Raw genomic sequence first — 25,685 nt, forward strand, 5'->3', positions numbered from 1 at the left:
TAAACAAATTTTAAACTTGTCCCCTCCTTGTTTTTAACCTTCACACTTTATGATTAATAAAGAGGTGATGGAAATGAACTATATCGTAGAAACACAGGGCTTAACAAAGAACTTTGGCAAAGAAAAGGCAGTAAATGGGGTAGATATACGTATTCCAAAAGGGGAAATATATGGCTTTTTAGGGCCGAATGGGGCAGGAAAAACGACGACTATTCGTATGCTGCTAGGGCTAATAAAGCCAAGTGCAGGCAACATTCATATTTTTCACAAGGATTTAAGAAAGGAGCGCATTAGCATTTTAAAGAAGGTGGGCTCATTAGTTGAAAACCCGTCCTATTATCCGCATTTAACAGCGTATGAAAATTTAGAAGCAGTGCGAAAAATTTTACAAGTGCCTAAAGCAAGAATTGATGAGGTACTGGAAATTGTGCGTCTATCAGATGTAGCTAATAAAAAAGTAAAAGGTTTTTCGTTAGGGATGAAGCAGCGTTTAGGTATTGCAACGGCACTACTTAGCAAACCTGAACTACTTATTTTAGATGAACCAACGAATGGGCTAGACCCTTCTGGCATTATTGAAATTCGTCATTTAATAAAACGTCTGCCTTCTGAATACGGCATGACGGTGTTAATTTCAAGTCACTTATTATCAGAAATTGACCAAATCGCAACGACTGTCGGTATTGTAGCGAAGGGTAGATTAATTTTCCAAGATTCCATTGAAGTAATGCGTAAGCATGCTAAGCAAAAAATTTGGCTAAAAGTCAACGATACAGAGCAGGCATGGCGCACCCTGCTAGGGAAAGGGATACAAGTAGATTACGGAGAGGGCATGCTTGCACTTACAAATACAGACGATGCCTGTATAGCAGAGGCCGTTCGCCTACTCGTACAAGATGGATTTTCCATTTATCGTGTGGAGGAGGAAAAGCAGTCATTGGAGGATATCTTCTTACAAATGACAGGAGGGAACGAAATCGTATGATCGGAAATTTGATTCGTGCTGATTTTTTTAAAATCAAACGTAAGGGCTTTTGGCTATTAACGATTTTAGGTCCTTTTGGTGTTGTTGCTCTGCAGATGGTCAATTATGGTGTCCGCAAAGATTATTTGCTTGAGCAAAGTGATGACGATTGGATGTATTACCTGGGAAATGTTCATGCTTTTACCCCCTTAGCGCTTGTATTAGGCATTGCGATATTTACTTCATTTATGGCAAGTGTAGAGAATGAAACAAATGCATGGAAACAGCTCATTGCATTGCCTGTTTCTAAAATGACGGTCTATTTATCGAAGTTTACAGTTGTTGCTTTATTATTAGGACTGTCATCCCTGCTTTTAATGTTGTTTAGTACCGCATTTGGTATTTTTTTAGAGTTAGGCGACGTCCTCCCTTACAAGCAGCTACTGCAATATAGTTTTTATCCTTATTTAGCGGCTATACCAGTATTAGCATTGCAGCTATGGATTGCAACAGTTAGTCAAAATCAAGGTATTCCGATTACAACAGGTATTTTAGGGGTAATTTTTGCTTACTCTGCTGATATCCTACCAGACTGGTTTATTTGGAAGTGGCCATCATTGATAAATGCGTGGGACGAGCCGCTAGTGAATGTTGGGCTAGGTGTCAGTGTAGGCGCTTTATTATATGTTGTTGGCATGTTGGATTTTTTTAGAAGGGACGTGAAGTAAATGCTAGCAATTTTACAGTCTGAATGGTTTAAGCTACGCAAATCTAAAATTACAACGATTTTGCCAGTTGGTCCATTGGTAGCGCTAATAATTGGAATAAGTATTGATTTACAAATGGAAGACGGTCTCACTAAGTGGTTTTTTGCGATTGCATTTATGAATTTCACCTATGCTTTACTATTTCTACCGTTAATTACAGGTGTATTGGCAGGCTCGATTTGTCGTTACGAGCATCAAGCAGGAGGGTGGAAGCAATTATTGGCACTGCCTCTTTCGAGAGGAAAGATATTTATTGCTAAATATGTATTATTAATACTATTAGTGTTAGTGATTCAAGTATTATATCTTGCTGCTATTTATACAGTAGGTACAGTAAGGGGCTTTACCGCACCGTTCCCACTTGAAATCATTTGGAAAAGTATTCTAGGTGGCTGGATTGCGACATTTCCGTTGATAGCATTACAATTATGGCTTTCTGTTGCATTTAAAAGCTTTGCAGCACCGTTTGCAATCAATGTGATTTTTACTTTACCTACGATACTAGCGATAAACTCCGAGAAAATCGCACCATATTATCCGTGGGCTCAGCCATTTTCCATGATGTATATTGGTGGCGATATAGATGATATTTTCTTTATCCCATGGGAGCAATTGTTAACGGTTGTAGGAGGCAGCTTTTTACTATTTTTTATTGGCGGCTATATTTATTTTCAGCGTAAGGCTGTTTAAGGAAGGGGAGATGAACAATTGCTTAAAGCAAGAAAAATTTTACTATCTTTAACACTTGTTTTAGCAAGTGGTATTAGCCTATCAAATGCTTCTGCAGCAGTGCCAACAGTAGAGGCACAGCAGATACGCACAGCAAATGAAGCGGTGGCAGAATGGAAGGACTGGGTCAATGACCATGCGTATAAGCTAACATCTATTCAACGGACAACAGATTTTGACGATTTAGAGATGCTAAAGCCATTATTGCATGATAAACGGATGGTCTTTTTAGGTGAAAGCTCTCATGGGGTAGCGGAATTTAGCTTAGCCAAGACACGCCTTATTCAATTTTTACATCAAGAGATGGATTTCAATGTCCTAGCATTTGAAAGCGGGCTAGGTAATATAATGGATGCCTATGGAAACATAGACCAACAATCTGCTGAGCAGACGATGAAGGAAGCTATTTTTGGCGTATGGTGGACAAAGGAAACATTGCCGCTATTTGACTATATAAAAGCATCACAAACGACCGACCAGCCATTATCGTTAGTGGGCTTTGATATGCAGCTACAGGGGATGTTTACAAATGGTGATTGGTTACAGAATAAGCAACTCGCTAAGCAATTTTTAACTGTAGAGGAACAGTTAGTAGATTGGAGCTCTAGTGAGGATATAGAGGGCTACCGACGGGCAAAACCGAAGTTGATTACCATATATACAGATGTAAAGTCACAGGTTAAACAGCAGGAGCAAGTATTGAAGGCAGCTTATCCAAACGAGCCACATATTGTGAAGTTAATGGAGCGTACTTTAGCTCAGCGTATTCACGTAGCGGAGGAATATATCGAGCTAAACATTCAGTCGAATATTGAACTGAAGCAAAATAACCCAACCACATTTTATAAAACAATGGAATGGCGTGACCAAGCCATGGTCGAAAATTTACTGTGGCTAGCAAACGACGTCTATCCGAATGAGAAATTTATTGTCTGGGCACATAATGATCATATACGTAAAGCGCATTCCGAAGTGATGGGAACGCCTTATCCTGTAAAAATGATGGGCGAGCTTTTGCCTGAAGCAAAGAAAAAATCGAGCTATGTATTAGGGCTTTATATGGGAAGTGGCGAAAGTGTAAGTAATGCTCGTGATGTGTTACCTGTTTTACCAGTAAAAAGAGGTTCAATGGAAGATATCCTTGCTGCTGCAAATGCACCCTATACATTTATTGATATGCGCTACCGTCAAAATGAACGAGGCAATTCATGGATGTTTGAACCGCGACTATCTTATAGCTGGGGATTGATTGAAGAAAGCTTTGTACCACAGGAACAATATGATGGCATTTTATTGATTGATAAAGCCACTCAACCGACTTATATCAAATAAAGTGTGTTAAATTAGCCTAAAAAGAGCGGAAAGCTGTAGGAAAAGTAGATTTTTCTTACAGCTTTTTGGCTTGCTCACTCTATTTCTAGTAGAGGGATATCGTGAATCGGAATAGTAATAGGGGTTGGATAGGCTTGTGTGTGATAGCTTGCCGTTTGTGATAGGCGTGGCTTTAAACAGATCATGCCATTTTTTACTGTAATGGAAGATACTAAATAATAAATATCCTCATACATATTCAAGTCTAAAAATGCAGCTTTTCTTGTGACACGCTTCTTATAATCATGGTATTCAATAATGGCTGTTGATTTCTCCTGTAAAGATTTAATTTGATAGGAGATGGTTACCTTGTACTGACTTGTTTCTTTTGATAGATGTTTTATTGCCATCTCACTGCCTAATTGAAGCATTATATGATAGACATCTAATATAAGGCTTAGTTGTTCTGTATTGCTAGCAATTTGCTGTAAAACATTGGAGATAAGCTTTAATAGATAAAGCTCTTTTTCCTGCTTCGTTTTTCTGTTAAAAGAATCGACTGCAACACCTACATCATAATATTTTACTCGCTGTTCAGTCCCTCGCACTGACTCCTGAATAATTTGCTCCCCCAGTAATGGTGTACTAACAATATAGAGATGATCAAAATTTCCTGTTATAAAACCTTTTTCTCGAAGCTTTCTGGCAAATCGTGTACAGATCAACCGAGTATCTTTTTCTAATTTGTATATTTCCCCCATGTAAGTAGGCAACGATTTTGTACGCGCTAATTCTTCAAATAGTCTAATATCTGCGATTTTTTTCTCTTTCATATTACCCTCCCCCTCTGACAACGTATTAGTTTTTTTATTCCTGATGAAAAATTTTTATCCATAGAGTCAATATTAATTTTATATTAATCTAACTTGCTGATGCAAAACGAGCATTTTTGCGCTAAGGAAGCTGACAATTTTAATTTGAGAAAAGTAAATTTTTCAATAGCATAAATTGTCAAATGAATTTTTATTGAAAAAATATTGAATTTTCTTTTTCTTTTCACTATAATTTACTTAATTCTAATTCGGAACACTGTACCGATAATAGGAACACGGAGGGATGAAGTCTTGAAAATCGCAACAGATATTGGCGGTACTTTTACCGACCTAGTTTTCACAGATGAAAAGGGAAATCTTCATTTTGATAAGGGACATACGACACCTGGTCATTTTGAGGACGGTATATTAAATGTATTAGAACGACATGTAACGGAAGATTCTTTAATTGAATCATTTATTCATGGATCGACGGTTATCATCAATACACTAACGGAACGAAAAGGGGGAGTAGTTGGGTTAATAACAACAAAAGGCTTCCGCGATGTCATAGAAATTGCACGTGGAAATCGACCAGACTTATATAATTTTAAATATAAAAAGCCAGAACCATTTGTAGAGCGTTATTTACGACAAGAAATTGATGAGCGAATCGATTTTAAAGGAAATATTATGAAAGCGCTTAATACCGAGGAAGTTGGCGATATCGTTCATAAATTTAAGGAATTAGGTGTCGAGGCGATTGCTATTTCCTTAATTCATGGCTATAAAAATCCAATTCATGAACAACAGTTAAAAGAAGCTATTTTAAAAATTTGGCCTGAGGTATATATCACACTTTCAAGTGAAACGATTAAAGAATACCGTGAGTATGAAAGAACAAACACAACAGTCCTTAATTCCTATGTAAAGCCAATTGCACATGCCTACTTAAAAAGCCTAAAAGAGAAATTAAACACAATTGGCATTACAGACCATTTAAAAATTATGCAATCGAATGGCGGAACAACAAGCTTTGATAAAGCGATGGAGCTACCGATTAACCTTGTAGAATCTGGTCCAGTAGCTGGTATGTTTGGGGCAGCAAAATTAGGTCAACTTCTCAATGAATCCAATATTATCGCATTCGATGTTGGTGGGACGACAGCAAAATGCTCGCTTATTACAGATGGCAAAGTCAACGTCACAACAGATTACTATATTGAAAAAAATGAAAAATTTGCAGGTTATCCGATTAAAACACCTGTAGTGGATATTGTTGAAATCGGCAATGGTGGTGGCTCCATCGCACGTGTAGATCAGTTTGGCTCATTAAAGGTTGGACCAGATTCTGCGGGGGCAAATCCAGGGCCTGTAGCATATGGCTTAGGGAATACACAGCCAACAATTACAGATGCCAATGTTTATTTAGGAAGATTATCCTTAGCAAACTTTGATAACCCAGTATCCATTAACAAAGTGGAGGAGGCTCTTGTTGAAGCAATTGCGAAACCATTTCATGTGTCAGCAGAAGAAGCAGCACAAGGTATTTTAGATATTGCAAACTCCAATATGTTAAACGCACTGAAGCTGATCTCTATTCGTAAAGGCTATGACCCTGAAGATTTTACTATGGTGGCATTTGGTGGAGGTGGTCCACTACATGCGATTAACCTAGCAGAAGAACTAGGTATGAAAAAAGTCATTATTCCTTATGGTTCATCCGTCTTCTCAGCATTAGGAATGATGATGACTGAATACCGACAAGATTATATTCAAACAAGTTTAATGGGGTTCGATCATCATCATCTAGCGGCGATTCAAGAAAATATTGATCAAGTCATTGCTAATGCCTATGCAGATGCACCATTATCAAAGGATCATTATTATTTTGAAATTAATTATGATTTACGCTACAAAGGTCAAGAGCATGCCGTTAAATTAAATGCATCAACTATTACGCTTGATGAAGAGGGGCTACTTGCATTAGCAGAAGCCTTCCATATCAAACATAAACAAGAGTTTTCTTTTGATTTACCAGCTACACCAATTGAGTTAGTCAACTTACATCTTACAATCTACGGGAAAGATGAGGCGGTTCAATTTAAAGAGCTAGACTTCTCTCATATCGACAATTCCACATGTATCAAGGCACAACGCAATTTATATGTGAAGGGAACAGGTTGGGTAGAGGTCAATGTCTATGACCAACAAAAATTAGTACCTGGCTATGTCATTACAGGTCCTGCAATTGTGGAAAATCCAACATCTACGGTCGTAATCAATAATAATCAATCAATTGAAATTGATAAATACGGCAATTTGATAGTAGAGATGGAGGGGAAATAAAACATGAAAAAAGATGTTTTTGCAGTAGAAATTATTCAAGATTCATTGCTAGCTATAGGCGATGAGATGTTTATAGCTTTAGCACGCTCTTCTATGAGTCCAGTAATCTATGAAGTATTAGACTATGCTTGTGGTTTAACAGATGCCAAGGGTAATTTAATTAGTCAAGGAAACGGTGTAACGAGCTTTATTGGGATGTTAAGTCCAATGGTACAGCGTGTAATAGAGAAGTTTGATAATGGGAAAAAACTACATGAAGGTGATGTCATTATTATCAATGACCCTTATGTTGGAGGTGGCTCGCATTTATCGGATGTGGGCTTAGTTCTCCCAATTTTCTACAACGGTGAAATTATTGCGTACTCTGCCAATAAAGCACACTGGACAGAGGTAGGGGGCATGGACCCTGGTTCGTTTACAAGTAATTCTAATGAAATCTATCAGGAAGGTTTACAGCTACCAGGTGTCAAACTTTATCATCAAGGTGAGTTGAACGATGCAGTCTATGAAATCATTTCTACGAATGTTCGTTTACCAGAGCTTTCAATCGGTGATATGTTTGCACAAGTAGCCGCCTTAAAAACAGGTGAAAAACGAATCGCAGAGCTTTGTCAGAAGTTTGGTGCGGAATCGGTGAAATTGTCCATTCAAAAATTATTGGACAAGGGTGAGAAAATTGTAGAGTATGAGCTTCAACACCTACCTAAAGGTGAATTTTATGCGGAGGACTTTATTGAAGGGGACCCATTAAAGGGTGGACCTTATCCAATAAAAGTGAAAGTCACAATTAGTGATGAGGCGTTTATTTGTGACTTCAGAGGCTCACATCCTGCAGTCAATGTGCCAATGAACTGTTCTCAGTTTGGTTTAATGGCAAGTGTGCGCGTTATGTTCCTAGCATTACTTGGCGATATTGACGTAATTAACGAAGGTGTCTTTAAACGCTTAACGATTATCACAGATGACAATTCGATTGTTTCAGCTAAACGCCCACATCCTGTGTCTATGAATTTTGAGGCACGTATTGGGGCAGCTGATCTAATTTGGAAAGCTCTTGCGCCGCATTTACCAGAACGCTTATCGGCAGGGCATTTACAATCTGTTTGTACGTTTATTCTCACTGGGAAAAATCCTGAAAATGATGAGTCATTCCTAATTGTTGAGCCATCTGTTGGTGGCTGGGGCGCAGCGAATGATGAGGATGGGCAAAGCGGGCAATACTGTATGGGAGATGGTGAAACATATAATCTTCCAGTTGAAATTGCAGAAACAAAATACGGTATTCAAATTGATGAATATAGCTTAAATTGTGACGGTGCTGGTGCTGGTCAATTTAGAGGCGGTTTAGGTGTACGTCGTGTGTATACGGTGAATCATGATGGACAAAGAGTATCTGTCAATTTAGGCAGACATCAATTTGCACCATTCGGCTTAAACGGTGGTGGCGAGGGCTCACACAATTATTTAGTGATCCATAAAGCAGATGGTACAAAGCTTGGGCCTGTAGGTGTGCTGGCAAATTATGCATTACACAAGGGTGACCGCATTGAACTTGTCACAGCAACGGGTGGTGGCTACGGCAATCCATTAGCAAGAAGCAAGGAAGCTATTGAGCGAGATATACTAAATGAATATATTTCAGTAGAAGTAGCTAAGCAGCAATATGGTTATCACAATGCTTAAAAGGAGAAATCCACTATAAGTGAGTCGATATTTCTAAGCTTATCTAGTGTCGGTGTGCTAATAAGAAAGATATAATGCCATTTCTTGTGGATACTCAAAGGGAGAAATAAATGCTTGAAACATGAAGTATCACATATTTCAAATAGGGGAGCTGACACTATGAATAATAAAGTATTACATCCTAGGGCCTTGGAGCCTGTTACATTACTAATGATTGTTTTCACATCTGTAATTGGGGCAATTATTGGGATACAGCTAATTACGACTTTAGGGATTTCTGCAAATACATCCATTGTTGGGGCAATATTTGCGATGATTCTAGGGAGAATTCCAATTGGCAAGCTAATTGCCTTTAAATCTATACATCGACAAAATATTGTGCAAACGGCGATATCAGCCGCTACATTTAGTGCAGCAAGTAGCTTAATGCTGCCAATTGGGATTCCATATGTATTAGGCTATGAAAATTTAGTATTACCATTATTTATTGGTGTAGTTTTAGCGATGTTTGTGGATGCTTTATTATTATATAAATTTTTTGATACAAAGGTTTTTCCAGCAGCAGGCACATGGCCGCCAGGAATTGCTACGGCTGAGGCGATTAAAGCAGGCGATAAAGGTGGTAAAAATGCCAAAGTATTAGTTGGTGGTGTCTTAATTGGTATTGTAGGGTCTGTTTTAAAAATACCGATGTCGGCTTTTGGCGTAGCGTTTATCGGTAATATTTGGGCACTAACAATGTTTGGTATTGGTCTGTTACTACGAGGCTATTCGGTTCAATTATTTAATATTGACTTAAATGACTATTATATTCCACATGGCATGATGGTTGGTGCTGGGATTGTGGCACTGTTCCAAGTAGGATTTTCATTATTTACTAAAAGAGCTGCTAAGGAAGTAGAGGAAGTAAGGTATACGAAGGATGAAAAAGAAATTCGCCAAGGCTTTGGTGTAGGATTTATTGCTTATTTAGCGATTGCTTTATTAATTGCATTATTAGGCGGTTTAATTTCTCATATGTCCTTTGGGATGTTGCTTGGTTTCCTATTATTTGCGGCGATTGCGGCATTTGTACATGAGCTTATTGTTGGGATTGCGGCTATGCATGCTGGTTGGTTCCCTGCATTTGCTGTAGCATTTATTACCCTGATTGTTGGTATTTTACTGGGCTTCCCAGCGCCAGCTCTTGCCCTATTAGCAGGCTATAGTGCAGCGACAGGGGTAGCTTTTGCAGATATGGGCTATGACTTAAAAACAGGCTTTATTTTACGTGGCAATGGTAGTGATCCAGCTTTAGAAAAAGAGGGACGCAAGCAGCAGCTCATTGCAGGTATGCTAGCCTTCGCCATTTCAGCGATTGTTGTGTTACTATCCTATAAATCTTATTTTGCGCAAGATTTAGTAGCACCTGTCAACCATGTTTATGCAGCAACGATTCAATCAGGCGTTACTGGTGATGTGGCAAAGCAATTAATGATTTGGGCGATTCCAGGTGCATTGATTCAGTTACTTGGCGGTGCTAAACGTCAAATGGGTATTCTTTTTGCAACAGGTTTGCTATTAGTTAATCCGATTGCTGGCTGGGCTGTATTAACGGGTATTGTCCTGCGTATTATTTTCACGTCTCTAACAAAAGGGAAGAAAGAATCTGAAATGACTGTGTTTGCAGCGGGAGTTATTGCTGGAGATGCTTTATACAGCTTCTTTACCTCTATTGTGAAAATCGGGAAGTAGAAAGGAGCGTATACTAAATGGTCAAAGCATTAACCTATAATGATGGTATTGCAGCGGTTTATGGAGGCGCAATCCTTGGCGGTGGCGGAGGTGGTCTGCTAGAGGAAGGACTAAAGCTAGTGGAAGAAATCTTTGCTGCTGGGGAGCCTCAATTAGTCGACATAACGGAATTAGATCATAAAGATCTAGTGGCTTGTGTAGCAATGGTGGGCGCGCCTTCAGCAGCCGATCAATATATTTCTAATGAGCAGCTTTGTTGGAGCTACCAAAGCATGGACACGTATATGAATCAACGTTTAAAAGGTATTATTACGAATGAAAATGGGGCAATTACAACGATTAATGGCTGGCTGCAATCTGTCTTATTAAATGTACCAGTCGTTGATGCTCCTTGTAATGGACGGGCACATCCAACGGGCATTATGGGCTCCTTAAATTTACACGAACAACAGGATTATCAATCTGTGCAATTTTATGCAGGAGGAAAAGGGGATTTTGCGATTCAAGGATTTGTAGAAGGTGATTTACAAAACACGGCGCAAACAGTCCGTCATGCTTCTATTTTAGCTGGCGGCCTAGTTGCCGTCACACGCAACCCTGTATCAATTGATTACTTGCAGCAACATGGTGCACCGAATGCCATTACAATGGCTATTGAGCTTGGCTATAGCTTTTTGAATGGACAAACCTTTGAGGAGAAATTGGCCAATGTTTTGCAGCAATTAAATGGTGTACACCTTATATCTGGTGAAGTCACAAATTATTCGTTAACGAAGGATAATGGCTTTGATATTGGAAAATTATCAGTTGGTGATTATCATTTAACCTTTTGGAATGAATACATGACATTGTCGAAAGCAGGACAGCTACAATCGAAGTTTCCAGACCTGATCATGACGTTCGATATTGACAATATGCTCCCCATTCCAAGTGCCAGTATTAAAGAGGGGATGCATGTAGCGGTTATTCATGTGGATCAGCGTTATTTAGCATTAAGCTCCACGATGCAAAATCAAACATTATTACAGCAGATCGATAAAGTGATTCAAAACGTTTGATAAGAACAAGACACATAATAAAAGCTGCCAGCATCTACTTGATTGTAAGATGGGCAGCTTTTATTGTTCCTTCAGCGGGACGGTCATACATTTTATCAAACTAGTTCCTACTTCCTTTATAGCTTTTATTACCTTTGGCTTAAATGAATGATCTTTTTTCTTGCTTGCACGACTCTGTTGCATATTGAGTGATCACAAATTGTTAGCAAAAATAGCGTAGGATTTTTCATAGATAGGAGGAGTTACGTTCATACATGCTCAAAGATGGATGTAAAAAAGGTAACAACTATTTATGAAAAAACAATTACACTCATGCTACATTAGGTGATATCCTTTTGGTCGTCCAAACAAACTAACTTGCTGTTCACATATTTCGGTAGGCACATTGCGCTATGCGGGTTTAACAAAAAATTTCTAAGGGAAAGTGTTCACTTTTATTTATTGAGATAATTGGTTTTCTATACATATAGGGTCTTACAAGCTACTCACTTACACGCCCGCTGAAGTTAGATTTACATTTGTTGAACACATAGCTTCTGTACACTACTGAAAAATATGAGTTACAGAACAAATCATTTGTTCTGTACATATATCATATAATATTCTGAAAAATTAGTCAATTGAAATTACATTAAATTTTTATTTTTTTGAGATGCCTAATTGGTTAAAAAATACCCTATAATTACATAGGAAGGGAATGAATTTAGAACATGGATAATTTAATGAAGCAAGTACGTGAAATATATGCGCAATTCGATGCTAGCCATGATTTTCAGCATATTGAACGTGTCTATTACAATGCCTTAGCCATTCTACATACCGAGCCTACAGCAGATGCTGAGGTTGTAAAAATAGCGGTGCTTTTGCATGATGTAAGTGATAAAAAGTATACCAATAGCAAGGAACAAGAGGAAAGGCTGATTGCCGAGCTACCATTGAGTAAAGACAAAAAGCAGCATATTCGAGATTGCATCGCACAAGTTTCATATAATGGTGGCAATGAGCTAGCTGCAACATCATTAGAGGCTAAAATTGTGCGCGATGCAGATCGTTTAGATGCAATTGGGGCCATTGGCATTGCTCGTACGTTTGCTTATGGCGGCGCAAAAGGTCGCAAGCTTTATGATCAAGACGAAGAAGTGCGTACAAATATGACAGAGCAGGAATATCGTCAAAAAAATACGGCATCTGTAACACATTTTTATGAAAAATTATTATTGCTGAAGGATTTAATGGTAACGGAAAAGGGCAAGCAAATGGCTCTTGAACGCCATCAATTTATGGAAAGCTTTTTACAGCAGTTGCAACAAGAAATCGGTCAATAAAACCAAGCCAAACAAACCGCCTTTTATAATGGAAGGCGGTTTGTTGCATCTAGTGTGTTGCTCTTTGTTTACCTGACAATTGATGTTATGATGAATAATGGATATCAATAATCGTCTACATAAAAATCGTGTGGGCATCAACATACCTAACATGAAAGAGATGAACTAGTGGAATGAGTCATTTAATCGTACAAAATTTAACAAAAACAGTTGGCGATAAAACGCTTTTTCAACATATTGAATTTACTATTTATGAAGGAGAGCGAGCAGGCTTAATCGGTATTAATGGCACAGGGAAATCAACATTATTATCCATTTTAGCAGGTGATATTGAAGCGGATACGTTGACAGTAGATCGTCCAAATAAATACCGTATTGCCTCTTTGCCACAGGAGCCGATATTTAAGGCTGGTGAAACAGTTTTACAGGCTGTCTTTGCAGGCGATTCACCCATTTTACAGCTGAATCGTCAATATGAAGAAACCATTGCTGCACTAGCAGTAAATCCAACATCCGAAAGTCTACAAAAAACTTTGTTTAGCTTGCAGCAACGTATGGATGAGGAGCAAGCGTGGGATATCAACGCTCTTGCGAAGACCGCCTTAACAAAACTAGGCATTGAAGCATTTGAAAAAGAAGTGCTAACGCTATCAGGTGGTCAGCAAAAACGGGTAGCCCTAGCCAAAGTATTAATTGAACCTGCTGATCTATATTTATTGGATGAGCCAACCAACCATTTAGATGTGCAGGCAACAGAGTGGCTCCAAGAAATGGTGCTACGACTAAAGGGTGCAGTGATTTTCATCACCCATGATCGTTATTTCTTAGATGAATTATCGACACATATTTACGAGTTAGCGGATCAAACCTTGTATCGTCATACAGGCAATTATGGTGATTATTTAGAGGCACGTGCTATTCGTGAGGAAATGAAGGCTGCTTCTGCGCAGAAGGATCGCAACCGTTATCGTTCAGAGTTAAAATGGATTCGTCGTGGTGCGAAGGCACGTTCAACCAAGCAGAAAGCGCGTATCCAACGCTTTGAAAAGCTAGAGGACAACTTAGAGCGTAAATCAGAGAATGTTTCATTGGACATGGGGCTTGCCACAACACGCCTTGGTCGTAAGGTGCTGGAGGCTGAGCATATTTCGAAAGCCTTTGGACAGCAAAAAATCCTTGAAAATTTCTCATTTTTATTACAGCAGGGTGACCGAATTGGCATTATCGGTGCGAATGGGGTAGGAAAATCAACCTTATTGAACATGCTAGCAGGGGAGCTGACTCCCGATCAAGGAGAAATTCTTGTTGGGTCAACAGTGAAGCTAGCACATTTCAAGCAAACATTGCCGAAAATGAATGAAAATGAGCGTATGATTGAATATATACGTGAGGCTTCAAATGATATTACAGATGCAGAGGGTGTGCGCTACTCAGCAGCGCAAATGCTAGAGCGTTTTTTATTCCCACTGCATGCACATGGTACACCGATTGGAAAATTATCGGGCGGTGAGCGCAAGCGTCTTCATTTATTACGTTTATTGATGGAGCAACCTAACGTTTTGTTACTGGACGAGCCAACGAATGACCTGGATATTGAAACATTGGGTGTGCTAGAGGATTTCATCGAGCATTTCCCTGGCGTCGTTATTACGATTTCTCATGACCGTTTCTTCCTAGACCGTATTGCGAAAAAGCTATGGATATTGGATGGACAGGGACAAGTAGAGGAAACGCTGGATCTTTACAGTGAGTACTTAGAGAAGCGTGAGCAGGCAGCAACTGTCAAAGTGGCAACGCCAAAAGTAGAAAAGGCTAAGACTGAAAAGCCAAAAGCAGAGAAGAAAAAGCTATCGTTTAAAGAGCAAAAGGAATGGGAAACGATTGCAGATGAGATTGAAAAAATAGAAACAGCGATTATGGAGACCGAAGAAGGCATTGCACATGCTGGCTCAGATTTTACCAAGCTACAGGAATTAACAGCCAAGCTGGATGAGCTAAATGGACAGTATGAGCACTTGATTGAAAGATGGTCTTATTTAGATGAAATTGTCAATGGATAAGGAGCGATAAAGATGAAAATTATCACAATTGAACCGACACCAAGCCCGAATTCGATGAAAATTGTTGTGGATACAGAGCTACCTTTTGGTAAAAGCTATAATTTTACGAAGGATAATAAGCACGAAGCAACTGGTGAAGCAGCAGCAATTTTAGCAATAGAAGGAGTCAAGGGTGTTTACCATGTAGCTGATTTCTTTGCAGTTGAACGTAATGCTAAATACGCATGGGAAGGAATTTTAGCTAGTATCCGCCAAGTGCTAGGAGAAGATGTACAAACACAGGATGACACACAAATTGCCAATGAATTTTATGGTGAGGTTTATGTGCATGTGCAATTTTATAAGCAAATACCATTACAGGTAAAGGTTTTTGATAATCAACAAGAACATCGTGTGAGCTGTGGTGACCGTTTTGTAGATGCGTTTAATCAAATTATTGAGTCAGCGGTTGATGAAAACTATATATTCCAACGTAAATGGATTGATTATGGTGTGCGCTATGGCGAACTAGAAGAAATTGCAGAAGCTGTTAAACAAGAGATCAATGTCACATATTCTGCAGAACGTCTAGCAGAAATTGTCGCTGCTATCAATAATGATGATGAAAAAGCCGTTGTGAAAACGGACAAGTTAAAAGTAACGGTTGAGCAGTTCAATCAACCTGAGTGGGAGAAACGCTTCCAGTTGCTTGATCAAATGGCTGATCCAGAGCTAGATGATCTAGCCCTATTAGATTTAGCTCTACAGGATGACCAAATGTCTATTCGTCGACTAGCGACTGTATACTTAGGCATGATTGAGGATGTGGCAGTAGTGCCTTATTTAGAAAAAGCCTTACAGGATAAAAGTGCAGCCGTGCGTAGAACAGCGGGTGACTGTATGAGTGATTTGGGCCTTGTAGAATTTGAAGAAGCTATGCAAAAAGCGTTACAAGATAAAAACAAGCTTGTGCGTTGGCGTGCAGCCATGTATTTATATGAGGTTGGTACGGAGCAGTCTTTACCAGCATTAAAGGCGGCTGAAGATGATAAAGAATTTGAAGTAAAATTACAAATCAAAATGGCCATTGCACGCATTGAACAGGGTGAGGAAGCAAAAGGCTCTGTATGGAAGCAAATGACAGAATCTCGTCAGCAATAAACAAAAAACCAGCGGCTGCTGGTTTTTTCTGTGTTCGCTCAAAAAAAGTGTAAAATTCGCTCCATCTAAAGGTATTTTCTCACTTAATATAAATTTTTGTTGTATTTGCAATAAAAATTATTTTATACTATAGGAACATCATCTCTAAATGAAGATGGCACTAAAAGCTGATACAAGGAGGAATCGCTAGTGAGCACCGAAAAAATAACAACAGAAGCAGGATTACAAACAGCATTAAATATTCGTCGAAAAGTTTTTATTGAAGAACAACAAGTACCAGAGGAAGAAGAAATTGATGCCTATGATGTATTAGATGCTCCATGCGACCATATTCTTGTGTACTATCAAGAGCAGCCTGTTGGCACAGGTAGACTACGAGTAGTAGAGGGCTATGGCAAATTGGAGCGCATTTGCATACTGGAAAAATTCCGTAAATATGGTCTTGGCAAGGAAATTATTTTAGGATTAGAGCAAATTGCCCAAGAGAAGGGCTTAACAAAAGTGAAATTAGAGGCACAAACCCATGCTGAGGGCTTTTATGAAAAAATAGGCTATAAAAGTGAAGGCGAAGAATTTATGGATTGCAATATTCCACATATTTTAATGAAAAAATATTGGTAAATTAAGTTGAAAATCCGCGTTGCTTACTGAGTTCACAGAAAGCAACGTGGATTTTTTTGTTAGGATGATTGTTCTTGAACAAGGGTCCCTGAAATACGATCATGCGGAAGCCGTTGTCCATTTTGCTGAGTAAAAGCTTGCGGGTTTTTGATATAGTCACATGTACTAAGTGTATCTCGATAGGCCATTCGTTTGATAAGTTGAGAGCCGGATAATGCCTGCCCATCTTCACCTTCTAGCACTAGTCCCATTGCTTTATAGCCAACGGTCTGTCTCTTTTTACGCAACTGTGCATATTCCCATGTCCACATGACAGCAGTAGGTGTGACAAGTGCATAAACAACCTCATTTTTTACTTTTTTTTGTAGGAAATATTCAATACCTAATGTAACAGTTGTTGAAATGGCTAGATCAATCATATAGGCAGCTATTCGTTTTTTAATGATAGTTTCCATCATTTCCTCCCTTATCTAAAGGATAGTTCATGACGTGCAGGGTAAGAGGGGATAGCCCCATGTTTCATTGTTGATATGCCTGCATAATGATTAGCAAATGATAAAAGAGCCTCTGCATGCTGTTCACAAAAGGCAGTGATTGTAGCCACTGTTAATTGCTGAGCAAGAAATTGACTTAGCATAGCTCCGATAAACGCATCTCCTGCTCCTGTTGTATCAACTGTAGTCACCTTAGTAGCAGGGACATAAAAATGCTGCTGTGCTGTATACAAAGAAGCGCCCTTTGCACCATGTGTAATAATAATAACGGTTACATTTTCCTGAAATAATGTTTGAACAGCTGTTTGCTCATCTTCTATTGCTGTTAAAAACACCAGCTCCTCCTCAGAAAGCTTAACAATATGTGCTTTTGGCAAAAACGCTAGGATGGTTTCACGGCAGGCAGACTCATCATGCCACAAGGGCAAGCGCACATTTGGATCAAAGGATACAAGACTGCCCGCTTGATATGCCTGCTCGATCAGTGCTATATGTGCCTGTTTCATAGGGCTTTCTACTAAATTAACTGAGCAAAAATGAACGATATCATTAGACGTTAAAAGCTGCAAGGGAAGATATTCAGGCTTGTACAATAAATCTGCCGTTTGTCGACGATAAAATAAAAAATCACGATCCCCATTCGTCGCTAAGGACACAAAAGCAAGGCTTGTTTCGCCCTCTGTTGTTTGACGAATATAGCGTGTATCTACACCTGCCTGCTGCAATGTCGTTTTAAGAAAATCGCCAAAGGCATCTTGACCTACCTGTGTGAAAAGAGCAGCCTGTTGACCAAGTTTTGCGCAAACTGCTGCTACATTAGCGGGGGCTCCTCCAGCATTTTTGGTAAAGTGTTCAATTGTTGTAAGAGAGCCGTATTCATTTGCTGGTGTAAAATCAATTAATAATTCACCAATAGTAAAGAGTCTGCCCATTCCTATACCTCCTTTTTACGTCTGAGAAAGTCGTTTGTTCTTTGGTATATAAATTGTATAGAAAATACCACCAAAAATAAGCAAAATGCCCATTATTTGCATAAAGCTTGGCATAAAATCAAGAAGTAGTATATCGAGTAAAATTGCCACAACAGGATCGACAAAAACTAACACGGATACAAGAATAGTGGAAAGACTGCGAATACTATCAAAAAATAAGTAGTAAACAAAGCCTGTATGAATGAATCCTGTGCCTAAAATATAGAGCCAATTCGTTGTAGTTAAGCCCTCAAAAAGTGAAAAGTCAATAAAAGGCAGTAGCATCACAATGCCAACTGTTGTTTGAATATAAGTTAAGGCATAGGAGCTAAGCTTTGTAATGGTCTTACTTGTCAGCATCGTAAGGGCATAACATATCGCTGATAAGAATGCCCAAACAAAGCCTGATTGCATAAAAGTTGAGAAGGACATAAAGTTATTCAGACCAATAATGAACATACTGCCAATAAAGCAAGTAACAGTTGCCACAAGTCCCTGAATTGTCAACTTTTCCTTTAAAAGAAGAGCCCCTAAAATTAATACAAAGATAGGAGCTAAATTATAAATAGAAATCGCAATGGAAATTGACATCTCCTCAAACGCTTTAAATAAAAAAACCCAATTTAAGACGAGAAAAACACCGCAAATCAGTGTTTGGAAAATTTCCCTCTTCTCCCAATCCTCTGTTTTATGTCCTCCTACAAGCAGCCATAAACCTCCTAGAAAGAAGGTTGCACAAATACATCTAACAAAGACAAGCTCTATAGCAGGTATACCTGTATGAACAGTAAAAAAGCCAATAGAGCCAAAAAGTGCCATGGATACAGTTAGTTTAAGAATGGCTGAAATATTCATCCATAACCCTCTTTCTTCAATAACAGTAGCGCCTCTATTTATACACGGATTTGTCCATTACCATAAATAAAATATTTCGTGGATGTTAAGGCAGGTAAGCCCATTGGTCCTCTAGCATGTAGTTTTTGCGTGCTAATCCCAATTTCTGCACCATAGCCAAATTCAAAGCCATCTGTAAAGCGAGTAGAGGCATTGTGATAGACAGCAGCTGCATCAACACTATGTAAAAACGTGTCCGCAACCACTTGATCTTCTGTGATAATGGCCTCTGAATGATTCGTACCATATTGATGAATATGCTCGATGGCTTCATAAACATTTTCAACCAATTTAACGCTAATTGTTAAATCAAGATACTCTGTTGCATAATCCTCCTCTGTTGCTGGAAGGGCAGCATCGAATGCTTGACAGACATTGGCATCCCCAATAATCGTCACACCTGCTTCCTGAAGGGCTGTTAGTAGCTGAGTACCATAAGTTTGAAACCAGACAGGATGAATTAATAAGCTCTCTGCTGCATTACAAACAGAAGGGCGCTGTGTTTTAGCATTTAAACAAATTTTTTCTGTTTTTATGTAATCCGCCATTTCGTCCACATAAATATGACAGTTGCCTGCACCTGTTTCAAGCACAGGAACAGTTGCCTCATTGACCACTAAATCAATAAGAGCCTTACCGCCACGAGGAATTAACACATCTAAATAATCCTTTAAATGAAATAATTCTTTGGCTGTTTCGCGTCTTGTATCTTCAATTAGTTGTACAGCATCTGTAGGAACAGCTGTTTTAGCAAGTGCGCGATGAATGCTCGTTACTAAAGCGATATTTGAAAATTTAGCAGATGAACTTCCACGTAAAACGACTGCATTACCTGTTTTTAAAGCAAGTGTAGCTGCATCAACGGTTACATTGGGGCGCGCCTCATAAATCATGCCAATAACACCAAGTGGCACACTGCGCTTTTCAATTTGTAAGCCATTGTCTTTTTCGATTCGCTCCACAACGTTTCCTACGGGATCATCTAGTTTTACAAGTAAATGAATAGCATCCGACATAGCTGTAATGCGCTCACTGTTAAGCATAATACGATCCAATGTAGAGGCTGGTATGCCTTGTGCTTCGCCATTTGCTAGATCTTTGGCATTTTCAGCGATGATTGCTTGTTGGTCGATTAATAATTGTTCGGCAATTTTTGTAAGTGCCTCATTTTTTTCACTAGTTGTTTTAATATTTAAAACATAACTTGCTGCCTTTGCACGTTTTCCTTTTTCTTGAATTTCACTCGTCATAAAATTTCCTCCTTAATTTGCTTGAATTTTCAGCCATTTATTGCGATGAATAACCTCACATGGGTATTTTGACAGAGCGTCAGTTCGCTTGCCCATTGCTGAAGCTAGCTCTAGGGATGAATATAAAACTTCCCCCCGTCCTAAAAGTCCAGTGTCGCTATACACCTCTACCACATCACCGCTAGAAAAATCACCTTCTACACGATACACACCAGCAGGTAATAAGCTTTTACCATTGATTAATAATGCTTGTGCAGCACCACTATCTATAAAGATTTTACCAGATACTTCCGTAAGTGCAATCCATTGTTTATGATTGGCTAACACAGCTAGCTCATCATGCTCAATATAGGTGCCATCTCCATGACCTGCTAAAATTTTCACAAGCTTATCAGCACCTTGTCCCGTCCCAATAAATACTTTGACGCCTGCCTGTAGAGCTGCTCGTGCTGCTAATAGCTTAGAGGTCATACCGCCTGTACCAATCTTTGAGCCTGCCCCATCGGCAAAGGAAAACATATCATCTGTAATTGCTGTGAGCCGATCAATGCGCTGAGCCTGTGGATTTTTCGCGGGATTCGCATCATATAAGCCATTAATATCTGTTAAAATAATAAGTTGATCTGCATGAACAAGACCACTAACAAGTGCTGACAGCATATCATTATCTCCAAACGTTAATTCGCTAATAGAGACAGTATCGTTTTCATTAATGATCGGTAGCATCGAGCGTTCTAATAATTCTTCGAACGTAGCATAGGCATTTTTATAGCATTCTTTTTTCGAAAAATCCGTGCGTGTCAGTAAAATTTGCGCAGGTATAATATCGTAAATACTAAATAATGCATGGTAGGTTTGAAGAAGTAAGCTTTGCCCTACGGCTGCCGCAGCTTGCCTACCCTTTACGGTAACAGGGCGAGCAGGGTAGCCAAGCTGTTTAAAGCCAGCCGCTACAGCACCTGATGATACAAGTAATACCTCATGCCCTTGCATTTTTAACGTTGCGATTGCCTGTACATGATCCATTAAACGAACTTTATCGATTTCACCTTTTGAATTGGTTAAAGAACTACTGCCAATTTTCACGACAATTCTTTTTTTCTCCATTACACTACCTCCAGTTGCCGTTTGTTTAACATTTTCTATAGAATAAAAATAAAAAAGCCTTTTCATCCTAAAAATTAGGACGAAAAGGCTTGCTTTCCGTGGTACCACCTACATTGAATATCATTAGACATTCCACTTTGCTCATAACGCTGGAGACTGCGCCTAGATTGGCTAGGACGATATACGAAGTAGGTTCATAAGTCTTTCTTGTACAATGTCTTGCAGCCGATGGACATTACTCTCTATTCAAGCAGTTTCTTACTACTAGTCTTCGTTCGTTTTTTATTATTGACTCAAGAATGCACTACTTCGCCTAGTCTGTCAAGATGGATAAGAAAAATTACTTGAAAATTTTGATAAAGTAAGATAAGGGGATTGTGGTCATTATTGAAGCCACCAAATAGCAATGAGAAGAGGCAGCATGGCTAAAACAATCACAAAGAAGCTCCAGATGATTTGTTTCACCGTGGACATATTTTTCGGTTTAATGCTCAATTGCTCATAAAGCTGATTAATGGCACGCTGTTCTTTTGTATAAAGCATTGCTTGAAATTCCTCATAATCCTGAATATAACTATTTGGAGGACGTGGGCTAAAGCGTAAATCACGAATATCATCCGTAATTTCCCGTTCGCCTAACCAGTAGGTAATAACAGGGGCTAAGCCTGCATTTTGCGTTGCCTTTACCTCAATATCATGTGATTTCATTTTATAATAAACCTGACCCTGTTCATCCTCATGCCGTGTCACAATATCGCTAACTGCCAATCACAACCACCTCTTTTTTAAAGGAATCTGACTTTTTTATAAGTTTCTACTATTATAAGGTATTAGGAAAGAAAAGTATTGCTTAAACGAGAAAAATTTACAACACGAAAGTTCATGAAAAGTTTTCGATAAATTCATAAAGTTACAGCAAAAGAGAACAACGTCATGTAGTATAATGTAAATAGTTTGTAAAAGAAGTTGAAGGAAGGGAACATGTTGGAACTCTCTACAATATTCGCATTTTTAGGGGCAGCGATCATGTTAACACTGATACCAGGGCCAGATAATTTATTTGTCCTTGCCCAAAGTATTACACAGGATAAAAAAGCTGGTATTGTCACATCACTTGGACTTTGTACTGGTCTACTTGTGCATATTAGCGCAGCGGTGCTCGGTATTTCGGCAATTATTTATCAATCCACAATTATTTTCTCAATTGTGAAGTTTGCAGGAGCAGCGTATTTATTATATCTAGCTTGGCAATCTTTTCGTGCGAAGGGTGATCCCTTTAGATTGCAGCAACAAAACGCACAAGCTTATGTAGAATTATATAAAAAAGGCATTTTGATGAATATATTAAATCCAAAAGTATCTTTATTTTTCTTAGCCTTATTACCACAGTTTGTTCATCCATCACAGGGGCATATTGCATGGCAAATGCTTATATTGGGTATTGTATTTTTAGTGCAAGCCTTTATACTTTTTTCATTATTTAGCATATTTGCTGGAAAGGCACGGCAAGTGGTTATCGGGAAACCAGCGATTGCAAAGCGTTTAAATATCGTTCAAGGTATTTTATTTACATTTATTGGGATGAAAATTGCATTAAGCAAACAGTAGGGGGAATGGATATGGCTATTTTACATATTACCTTAAGTTTAGCGACTCAAGGTTCCATGAAGCTGGCGATACGTCAGCATCATTTACAGCGCGATGAAGTAGTTTTAAGTATTCACGATATTTTTTCGATTGGTCCACTAAAAAACATGGAAGAGCGCAAAAGCTGGTTAGCCTCACATATTTTTAAAGATGAAGAGGATCAGCAATTGTACGATGATCTTTATAAAAACTGGAAGAAAAAAATCGAGGGTATACCCTGTGATGTAGATGTATGGGTTTGGTACAGCCAAAATGCGCATGAACAAATTGGACTGCGCTATGTAATGAGTGAGTTTGCCAATAAATGCAATAGAATCTATGGTATTGATGCAACAGAGGGTTTGCAGCGCCTACAAGAAAATACAAGCATACGTTATACAGGTGAGCTATCGTCTGATATGCTGATGAAGCTTCGAGCTGACGCAAAACGATTCTCTATTCCAACATGTCAGCGCCTTGCCAAGGAGTGGGAAGAACTAAAGCGCCATCCTAGTACATTGCGCATATGGGAAAATGGGGTTGTACATGTAGAGGAGACTGCACTGGATGCAATGATTATAAGCTGTGTACAAGATTTACATCAGCAACAGTATCAGGAATGGATTGAGCTTATGCGTGTTATTGGTGCAGTCTATGATACATCCGATGATTATCTCAGTGAGGAATTTATTATTAATCGAATCATCGTTTTAAACGAACAAGGTTACTTAAAGGTTGACGGAGATTTAACAGATATTCATAGCTGTCATGTGAAATATATAGAGGCATAGGAAAAAAGCGGTAGACTGTATTGGACAGTGCAATCTACCGCTTTATTTAGTGCTTTTTTGTTCATAGAAATCAAAGACAAATTGTTGGAATTGACGTGCAGAGGGGGACAAATAGCGATTCTCCACCCAAGCCATACCAATAATTCGTTCGCATACCATATCATCCACACGGATTTTAACGATTTTTTTTGGATTTAAGTCCTCATCATCTGGTAGTAGTGAAACACCAAGTCCAGCCCCCACAAAACCCGCAATGGTTGAAACCTCATCACCTTCATAAGTAATGATCGGCTTAATGCCTGCTGCATGGAGCAAACGGTCGGCAGTACGACGCAAGGCATAACCCTTTTTCATTAAAATAAAACTTTCATGCTCCAGCTCCTTCATTTTAATGCTTTTACGATGGGCCATTGGATGATCGATAGGCACCATAATAAACAGCTCATCGCGCCACAGCTCTTGCCAGCAAACTGGCGGCTCTGTATCAATTGCAGCAATTAAACAAAGGTCCAATTCGCCAGCGAGCAATTGCTTTACCTGTGAATGTGAATAGTTTTGTGTAAAGTGAAAGTGGATACGGGGGTGCTTTTGACGAAAGGCACGAATCAAGTCTGGTACAATGCTAGTCCCAAGTGTATGTAAAAAACCGAGTGACACATCTCCAAGCTCAGGATTATTCAACTCCTGTAATTCTAAAACAGCCTTTTCATATTCTTTACGCATTCGCTGTACACGGTATAAAAATAGTTCACCATAGCGGTTCAGCATAATGGAGCGTCCCTGTCGATCAAATAGGGGTACTCCTAATTCTTCCTCTAGTTTGGAAATCGAACGGCTGAGTGCAGGCTGTGAAATTGCTAATGCTTCTGCAGCACGTGTCATATGCTCTAGCTTTGCAACCGTTACAAAATATTCTAATTGCTGCCACTCCATTTTTTCACCTCTTTTTTCCTAAAATTGAGTTAACTGCATTATAACGAGAAACCGCGAGGAAGTATAGGGCGTAAAAAATTTTTCAAAGAATGCAGCATTTTACAACCAGCTTGGAAAGTTAAGGTATAGAAAGTGTGATAGTAGCGCTGTTAACCTGACATCATTCATGCATAAAGTGAATTGATTTGATAAAAACTATAAATTATACATTATGAATAAAGGATGATAAGATAGACACATAAAATACACAATTAACATTTCCGCGAAGGGGATATCATAATATGAAGCTGACAAAACCACAACCTTTAACAATTGAGAGAGGCAAAAAAGCCGTATTATTACTGCATGGATTCACAGGTAGCACAAAGGATGTGAAAAAGCTAGGAGAATTTTTATCCAAACGAGGCTATACTGTACATGCACCGATTTATAGCGGGCATGGTGTAGAACCTGAAGCATTATTAGAAACAAAGCCAGAGGACTGGTGGAATGATGTAGTGGAAGGTTATAACTTCCTACAAAAAAATGGCTATGAAGAAATCGCTGTAGTTGGGATTTCACTTGGCGGCGTATTCTCCTTAAAAGTTGCAGAGAAATTCCCTGTAAAAGCTTGTGTGGCAATGTGTGCACCGATTACGCGTGATAACTCAAAAGGTTTATTTACACGTTTATACCATTATGCTCGTCTATACAAACATTTCGAAAATAAATCAAAAGATCAAATTATTTCAGAATTGCATGAGTTACGTATTTCACCAAAAGATTCTTTAGATGGTGTAACACGTTTAACAACTGAAACACGCGAAGAATTATCAGAGATTAAAGCACCGACATTAGTGTTACAAGGTGCATTAGATGATGATCTCTATCAAGAAAGTGCACCGTTTATTTTAAATACGGTAGAAACCGATGACAAGGAAATTATTTGGTATAAAAACTCTGGACATATTATCACATTAGATAAAGAGCGTGATAAAGTGTATGAAGATGTTTATAAATTTTTAGATCATATTGAATGGTCAGTTGCAAACTAAGGAGGGGCTGTCAGCAGGCAGCTCTTTTTTTC

The 25,685-nt window shown here is 38.8% G+C and carries 23 protein-coding genes; 15 read left to right on the forward strand and 8 right to left on the reverse strand.

Annotated elements, in window-relative coordinates:
- Nucleotides 1–73 precede the first annotated feature (73 nt).
- Genes MHB44_RS09115 through MHB44_RS09130 form a run of 4 tightly spaced genes read left to right on the forward strand, consistent with a single transcriptional unit; the run spans nucleotide 74 to nucleotide 3,792 of the window.
- The gene (locus tag MHB44_RS09115) at nucleotides 74–985 is read left to right on the forward strand and encodes an ABC transporter ATP-binding protein (RefSeq protein WP_341302483.1); all 912 of its coding nucleotides are present in this window, start codon (nucleotides 74–76) and stop codon (nucleotides 983–985) included.
- A complete protein-coding gene (locus tag MHB44_RS09120) occupies nucleotides 982–1,692 on the forward strand; it encodes an ABC transporter permease (RefSeq protein ID WP_341302484.1) in 711 nt (236 codons plus the stop codon). The genes MHB44_RS09115 and MHB44_RS09120 overlap by 4 nt, the downstream gene beginning before the upstream one ends.
- Nucleotides 1,693–2,421, forward strand: a complete 729-nt coding sequence (locus MHB44_RS09125) for an ABC transporter permease (protein WP_341302485.1) — start codon at nucleotides 1,693–1,695, stop codon at nucleotides 2,419–2,421.
- A gap of 18 nt (nucleotides 2,422–2,439) precedes the next feature.
- Complete coding sequence (locus tag MHB44_RS09130) at nucleotides 2,440–3,792, forward strand: erythromycin esterase family protein (protein WP_341302486.1); 1,353 nt, start codon at nucleotides 2,440–2,442, stop codon at nucleotides 3,790–3,792.
- A 74-nt stretch (nucleotides 3,793–3,866) separates the two neighbouring features.
- On the opposite strand, the gene MHB44_RS09135 is transcribed toward MHB44_RS09130, so the two are convergent.
- Nucleotides 3,867–4,604, reverse strand: a complete 738-nt coding sequence (locus MHB44_RS09135; RefSeq protein ID WP_341302487.1) for a hypothetical protein — start codon at nucleotides 4,602–4,604, stop codon at nucleotides 3,867–3,869.
- A 291-nt stretch (nucleotides 4,605–4,895) separates the two neighbouring features.
- Between MHB44_RS09135 and MHB44_RS09140 the strand changes: the two genes are divergently transcribed.
- From MHB44_RS09140 to MHB44_RS09175, 8 genes are all read left to right on the forward strand, one after another.
- Nucleotides 4,896–6,932: a hydantoinase/oxoprolinase family protein gene (locus MHB44_RS09140; protein ID WP_341302488.1), complete on the forward strand. Its 2,037-nt coding sequence runs from the start codon at nucleotides 4,896–4,898 to the stop codon at nucleotides 6,930–6,932.
- Between the two features lie 3 nt (nucleotides 6,933–6,935).
- The gene (locus MHB44_RS09145) at nucleotides 6,936–8,615 is read left to right on the forward strand and encodes a hydantoinase B/oxoprolinase family protein (RefSeq protein ID WP_341302489.1); all 1,680 of its coding nucleotides are present in this window, start codon (nucleotides 6,936–6,938) and stop codon (nucleotides 8,613–8,615) included.
- Nucleotides 8,616–8,774: 159 nt separating this feature from the next.
- Nucleotides 8,775–10,349, forward strand: coding sequence for an OPT/YSL family transporter (locus MHB44_RS09150; protein WP_341302490.1), 1,575 nt, complete (start codon nucleotides 8,775–8,777; stop codon nucleotides 10,347–10,349).
- A gap of 17 nt (nucleotides 10,350–10,366) precedes the next feature.
- Nucleotides 10,367–11,407 carry a DUF917 family protein gene (locus tag MHB44_RS09155; RefSeq protein ID WP_341302491.1) on the forward strand — a complete coding sequence of 347 codons (1,041 nt, stop codon included), beginning with the start codon at nucleotides 10,367–10,369 and terminating at the stop codon, nucleotides 11,405–11,407.
- Nucleotides 11,408–12,117: 710 nt separating this feature from the next.
- On the forward strand, nucleotides 12,118–12,732 hold the full coding sequence (locus MHB44_RS09160; protein ID WP_341302492.1) for an HD domain-containing protein: 615 nt from the start codon (nucleotides 12,118–12,120) through the stop codon (nucleotides 12,730–12,732).
- Between the two features lie 173 nt (nucleotides 12,733–12,905).
- The gene (locus MHB44_RS09165; protein WP_341302493.1) at nucleotides 12,906–14,792 is read left to right on the forward strand and encodes an ABC-F family ATP-binding cassette domain-containing protein; all 1,887 of its coding nucleotides are present in this window, start codon (nucleotides 12,906–12,908) and stop codon (nucleotides 14,790–14,792) included.
- Between the two features lie 12 nt (nucleotides 14,793–14,804).
- On the forward strand, nucleotides 14,805–15,932 hold the full coding sequence (locus MHB44_RS09170) for a virulence factor (protein ID WP_341302494.1): 1,128 nt from the start codon (nucleotides 14,805–14,807) through the stop codon (nucleotides 15,930–15,932).
- A gap of 189 nt (nucleotides 15,933–16,121) precedes the next feature.
- Nucleotides 16,122–16,553 carry a GNAT family N-acetyltransferase gene (locus MHB44_RS09175; RefSeq protein ID WP_341302495.1) on the forward strand — a complete coding sequence of 144 codons (432 nt, stop codon included), beginning with the start codon at nucleotides 16,122–16,124 and terminating at the stop codon, nucleotides 16,551–16,553.
- Between the two features lie 59 nt (nucleotides 16,554–16,612).
- On the opposite strand, the gene MHB44_RS09180 is transcribed toward MHB44_RS09175, so the two are convergent.
- From MHB44_RS09180 to MHB44_RS09205, 6 genes are all read right to left on the reverse strand, one after another.
- Entirely contained in the window at nucleotides 16,613–17,008 is a 396-nt protein-coding gene (locus tag MHB44_RS09180) for an RDD family protein (protein WP_341302950.1), read from the reverse strand.
- Nucleotides 17,009–17,019: 11 nt separating this feature from the next.
- Nucleotides 17,020–17,979, reverse strand: a complete 960-nt coding sequence (locus MHB44_RS09185; RefSeq protein ID WP_341302496.1) for a carbohydrate kinase — start codon at nucleotides 17,977–17,979, stop codon at nucleotides 17,020–17,022.
- 15 nt (nucleotides 17,980–17,994) lie between these two features.
- Nucleotides 17,995–18,873: a DMT family transporter gene (locus MHB44_RS09190; protein WP_341302497.1), complete on the reverse strand. Its 879-nt coding sequence runs from the start codon at nucleotides 18,871–18,873 to the stop codon at nucleotides 17,995–17,997.
- A gap of 38 nt (nucleotides 18,874–18,911) precedes the next feature.
- On the reverse strand, nucleotides 18,912–20,162 hold the full coding sequence (locus MHB44_RS09195) for a glutamate-5-semialdehyde dehydrogenase (RefSeq protein WP_341302498.1): 1,251 nt from the start codon (nucleotides 20,160–20,162) through the stop codon (nucleotides 18,912–18,914).
- Nucleotides 20,163–20,174: 12 nt separating this feature from the next.
- The gene (proB, locus tag MHB44_RS09200; RefSeq protein WP_341302499.1) at nucleotides 20,175–21,269 is read right to left on the reverse strand and encodes a glutamate 5-kinase; all 1,095 of its coding nucleotides are present in this window, start codon (nucleotides 21,267–21,269) and stop codon (nucleotides 20,175–20,177) included.
- 384 nt (nucleotides 21,270–21,653) lie between these two features.
- Nucleotides 21,654–22,037 (reverse strand): sodium:proton antiporter, encoded by a 384-nt coding sequence (locus MHB44_RS09205; protein WP_341302500.1) that lies wholly within the window; start codon nucleotides 22,035–22,037, stop codon nucleotides 21,654–21,656.
- Between the two features lie 216 nt (nucleotides 22,038–22,253).
- Between MHB44_RS09205 and MHB44_RS09210 the strand changes: the two genes are divergently transcribed.
- On the forward strand, nucleotides 22,254–22,877 hold the full coding sequence (locus MHB44_RS09210) for a LysE family translocator (RefSeq protein WP_341302951.1): 624 nt from the start codon (nucleotides 22,254–22,256) through the stop codon (nucleotides 22,875–22,877).
- Nucleotides 22,878–22,888: 11 nt separating this feature from the next.
- On the forward strand, nucleotides 22,889–23,686 hold the full coding sequence (locus MHB44_RS09215; RefSeq protein ID WP_341302501.1) for a DUF1835 domain-containing protein: 798 nt from the start codon (nucleotides 22,889–22,891) through the stop codon (nucleotides 23,684–23,686).
- Nucleotides 23,687–23,728: 42 nt separating this feature from the next.
- Here the strand turns inward: MHB44_RS09215 and MHB44_RS09220 are convergent, their stop codons facing one another.
- Nucleotides 23,729–24,619 (reverse strand): LysR family transcriptional regulator, encoded by an 891-nt coding sequence (locus tag MHB44_RS09220; protein ID WP_341302502.1) that lies wholly within the window; start codon nucleotides 24,617–24,619, stop codon nucleotides 23,729–23,731.
- A 281-nt stretch (nucleotides 24,620–24,900) separates the two neighbouring features.
- On the opposite strand from MHB44_RS09220, the gene MHB44_RS09225 reads away from it, so the two are divergent.
- On the forward strand, nucleotides 24,901–25,653 hold the full coding sequence (locus MHB44_RS09225) for an alpha/beta fold hydrolase (protein ID WP_341302503.1): 753 nt from the start codon (nucleotides 24,901–24,903) through the stop codon (nucleotides 25,651–25,653).
- Nucleotides 25,654–25,685: the final 32 nt, after the last annotated feature.

The organism is Lysinibacillus sp. FSL H8-0500, assembly GCF_038051955.1.
Classification (GTDB): domain Bacteria; phylum Bacillota; class Bacilli; order Bacillales_A; family Planococcaceae; genus Lysinibacillus; species Lysinibacillus macroides.

Bases quoted from the DNA above. Each gene is read 5' to 3' on its own strand.
- MHB44_RS09215 (WP_341302501.1), top strand. From the start codon at position 22,889: ATGGCTATTTTACATATTACCTTAAGTTTAGCGACTCAAGGTTCCATG.
- MHB44_RS09115 (WP_341302483.1), top strand. From the start codon at position 74: ATGAACTATATCGTAGAAACACAGGGCTTAACAAAGAACTTTGGCAAA.
- MHB44_RS09120 (WP_341302484.1), top strand. From the start codon at position 982: ATGATCGGAAATTTGATTCGTGCTGATTTTTTTAAAATCAAACGTAAG.
- MHB44_RS09185 (WP_341302496.1), bottom strand. From the start codon at position 17,979: ATGGGCAGACTCTTTACTATTGGTGAATTATTAATTGATTTTACACCA.
- MHB44_RS09195 (WP_341302498.1), bottom strand. From the start codon at position 20,162: ATGACGAGTGAAATTCAAGAAAAAGGAAAACGTGCAAAGGCAGCAAGT.
- MHB44_RS09180 (WP_341302950.1), bottom strand. From the start codon at position 17,008: ATGGAAACTATCATTAAAAAACGAATAGCTGCCTATATGATTGATCTA.
- MHB44_RS09145 (WP_341302489.1), top strand. From the start codon at position 6,936: ATGAAAAAAGATGTTTTTGCAGTAGAAATTATTCAAGATTCATTGCTA.
- MHB44_RS09135 (WP_341302487.1), bottom strand. From the start codon at position 4,604: ATGAAAGAGAAAAAAATCGCAGATATTAGACTATTTGAAGAATTAGCG.
- MHB44_RS09150 (WP_341302490.1), top strand. From the start codon at position 8,775: ATGAATAATAAAGTATTACATCCTAGGGCCTTGGAGCCTGTTACATTA.
- MHB44_RS09165 (WP_341302493.1), top strand. From the start codon at position 12,906: ATGAGTCATTTAATCGTACAAAATTTAACAAAAACAGTTGGCGATAAA.
- MHB44_RS09155 (WP_341302491.1), top strand. From the start codon at position 10,367: ATGGTCAAAGCATTAACCTATAATGATGGTATTGCAGCGGTTTATGGA.
- MHB44_RS09220 (WP_341302502.1), bottom strand. From the start codon at position 24,619: ATGGAGTGGCAGCAATTAGAATATTTTGTAACGGTTGCAAAGCTAGAG.
- MHB44_RS09170 (WP_341302494.1), top strand. From the start codon at position 14,805: ATGAAAATTATCACAATTGAACCGACACCAAGCCCGAATTCGATGAAA.
- MHB44_RS09125 (WP_341302485.1), top strand. From the start codon at position 1,693: ATGCTAGCAATTTTACAGTCTGAATGGTTTAAGCTACGCAAATCTAAA.
- MHB44_RS09190 (WP_341302497.1), bottom strand. From the start codon at position 18,873: ATGAATATTTCAGCCATTCTTAAACTAACTGTATCCATGGCACTTTTT.
- MHB44_RS09225 (WP_341302503.1), top strand. From the start codon at position 24,901: ATGAAGCTGACAAAACCACAACCTTTAACAATTGAGAGAGGCAAAAAA.
- proB (WP_341302499.1), bottom strand. From the start codon at position 21,269: ATGGAGAAAAAAAGAATTGTCGTGAAAATTGGCAGTAGTTCTTTAACC.
- MHB44_RS09160 (WP_341302492.1), top strand. From the start codon at position 12,118: ATGGATAATTTAATGAAGCAAGTACGTGAAATATATGCGCAATTCGAT.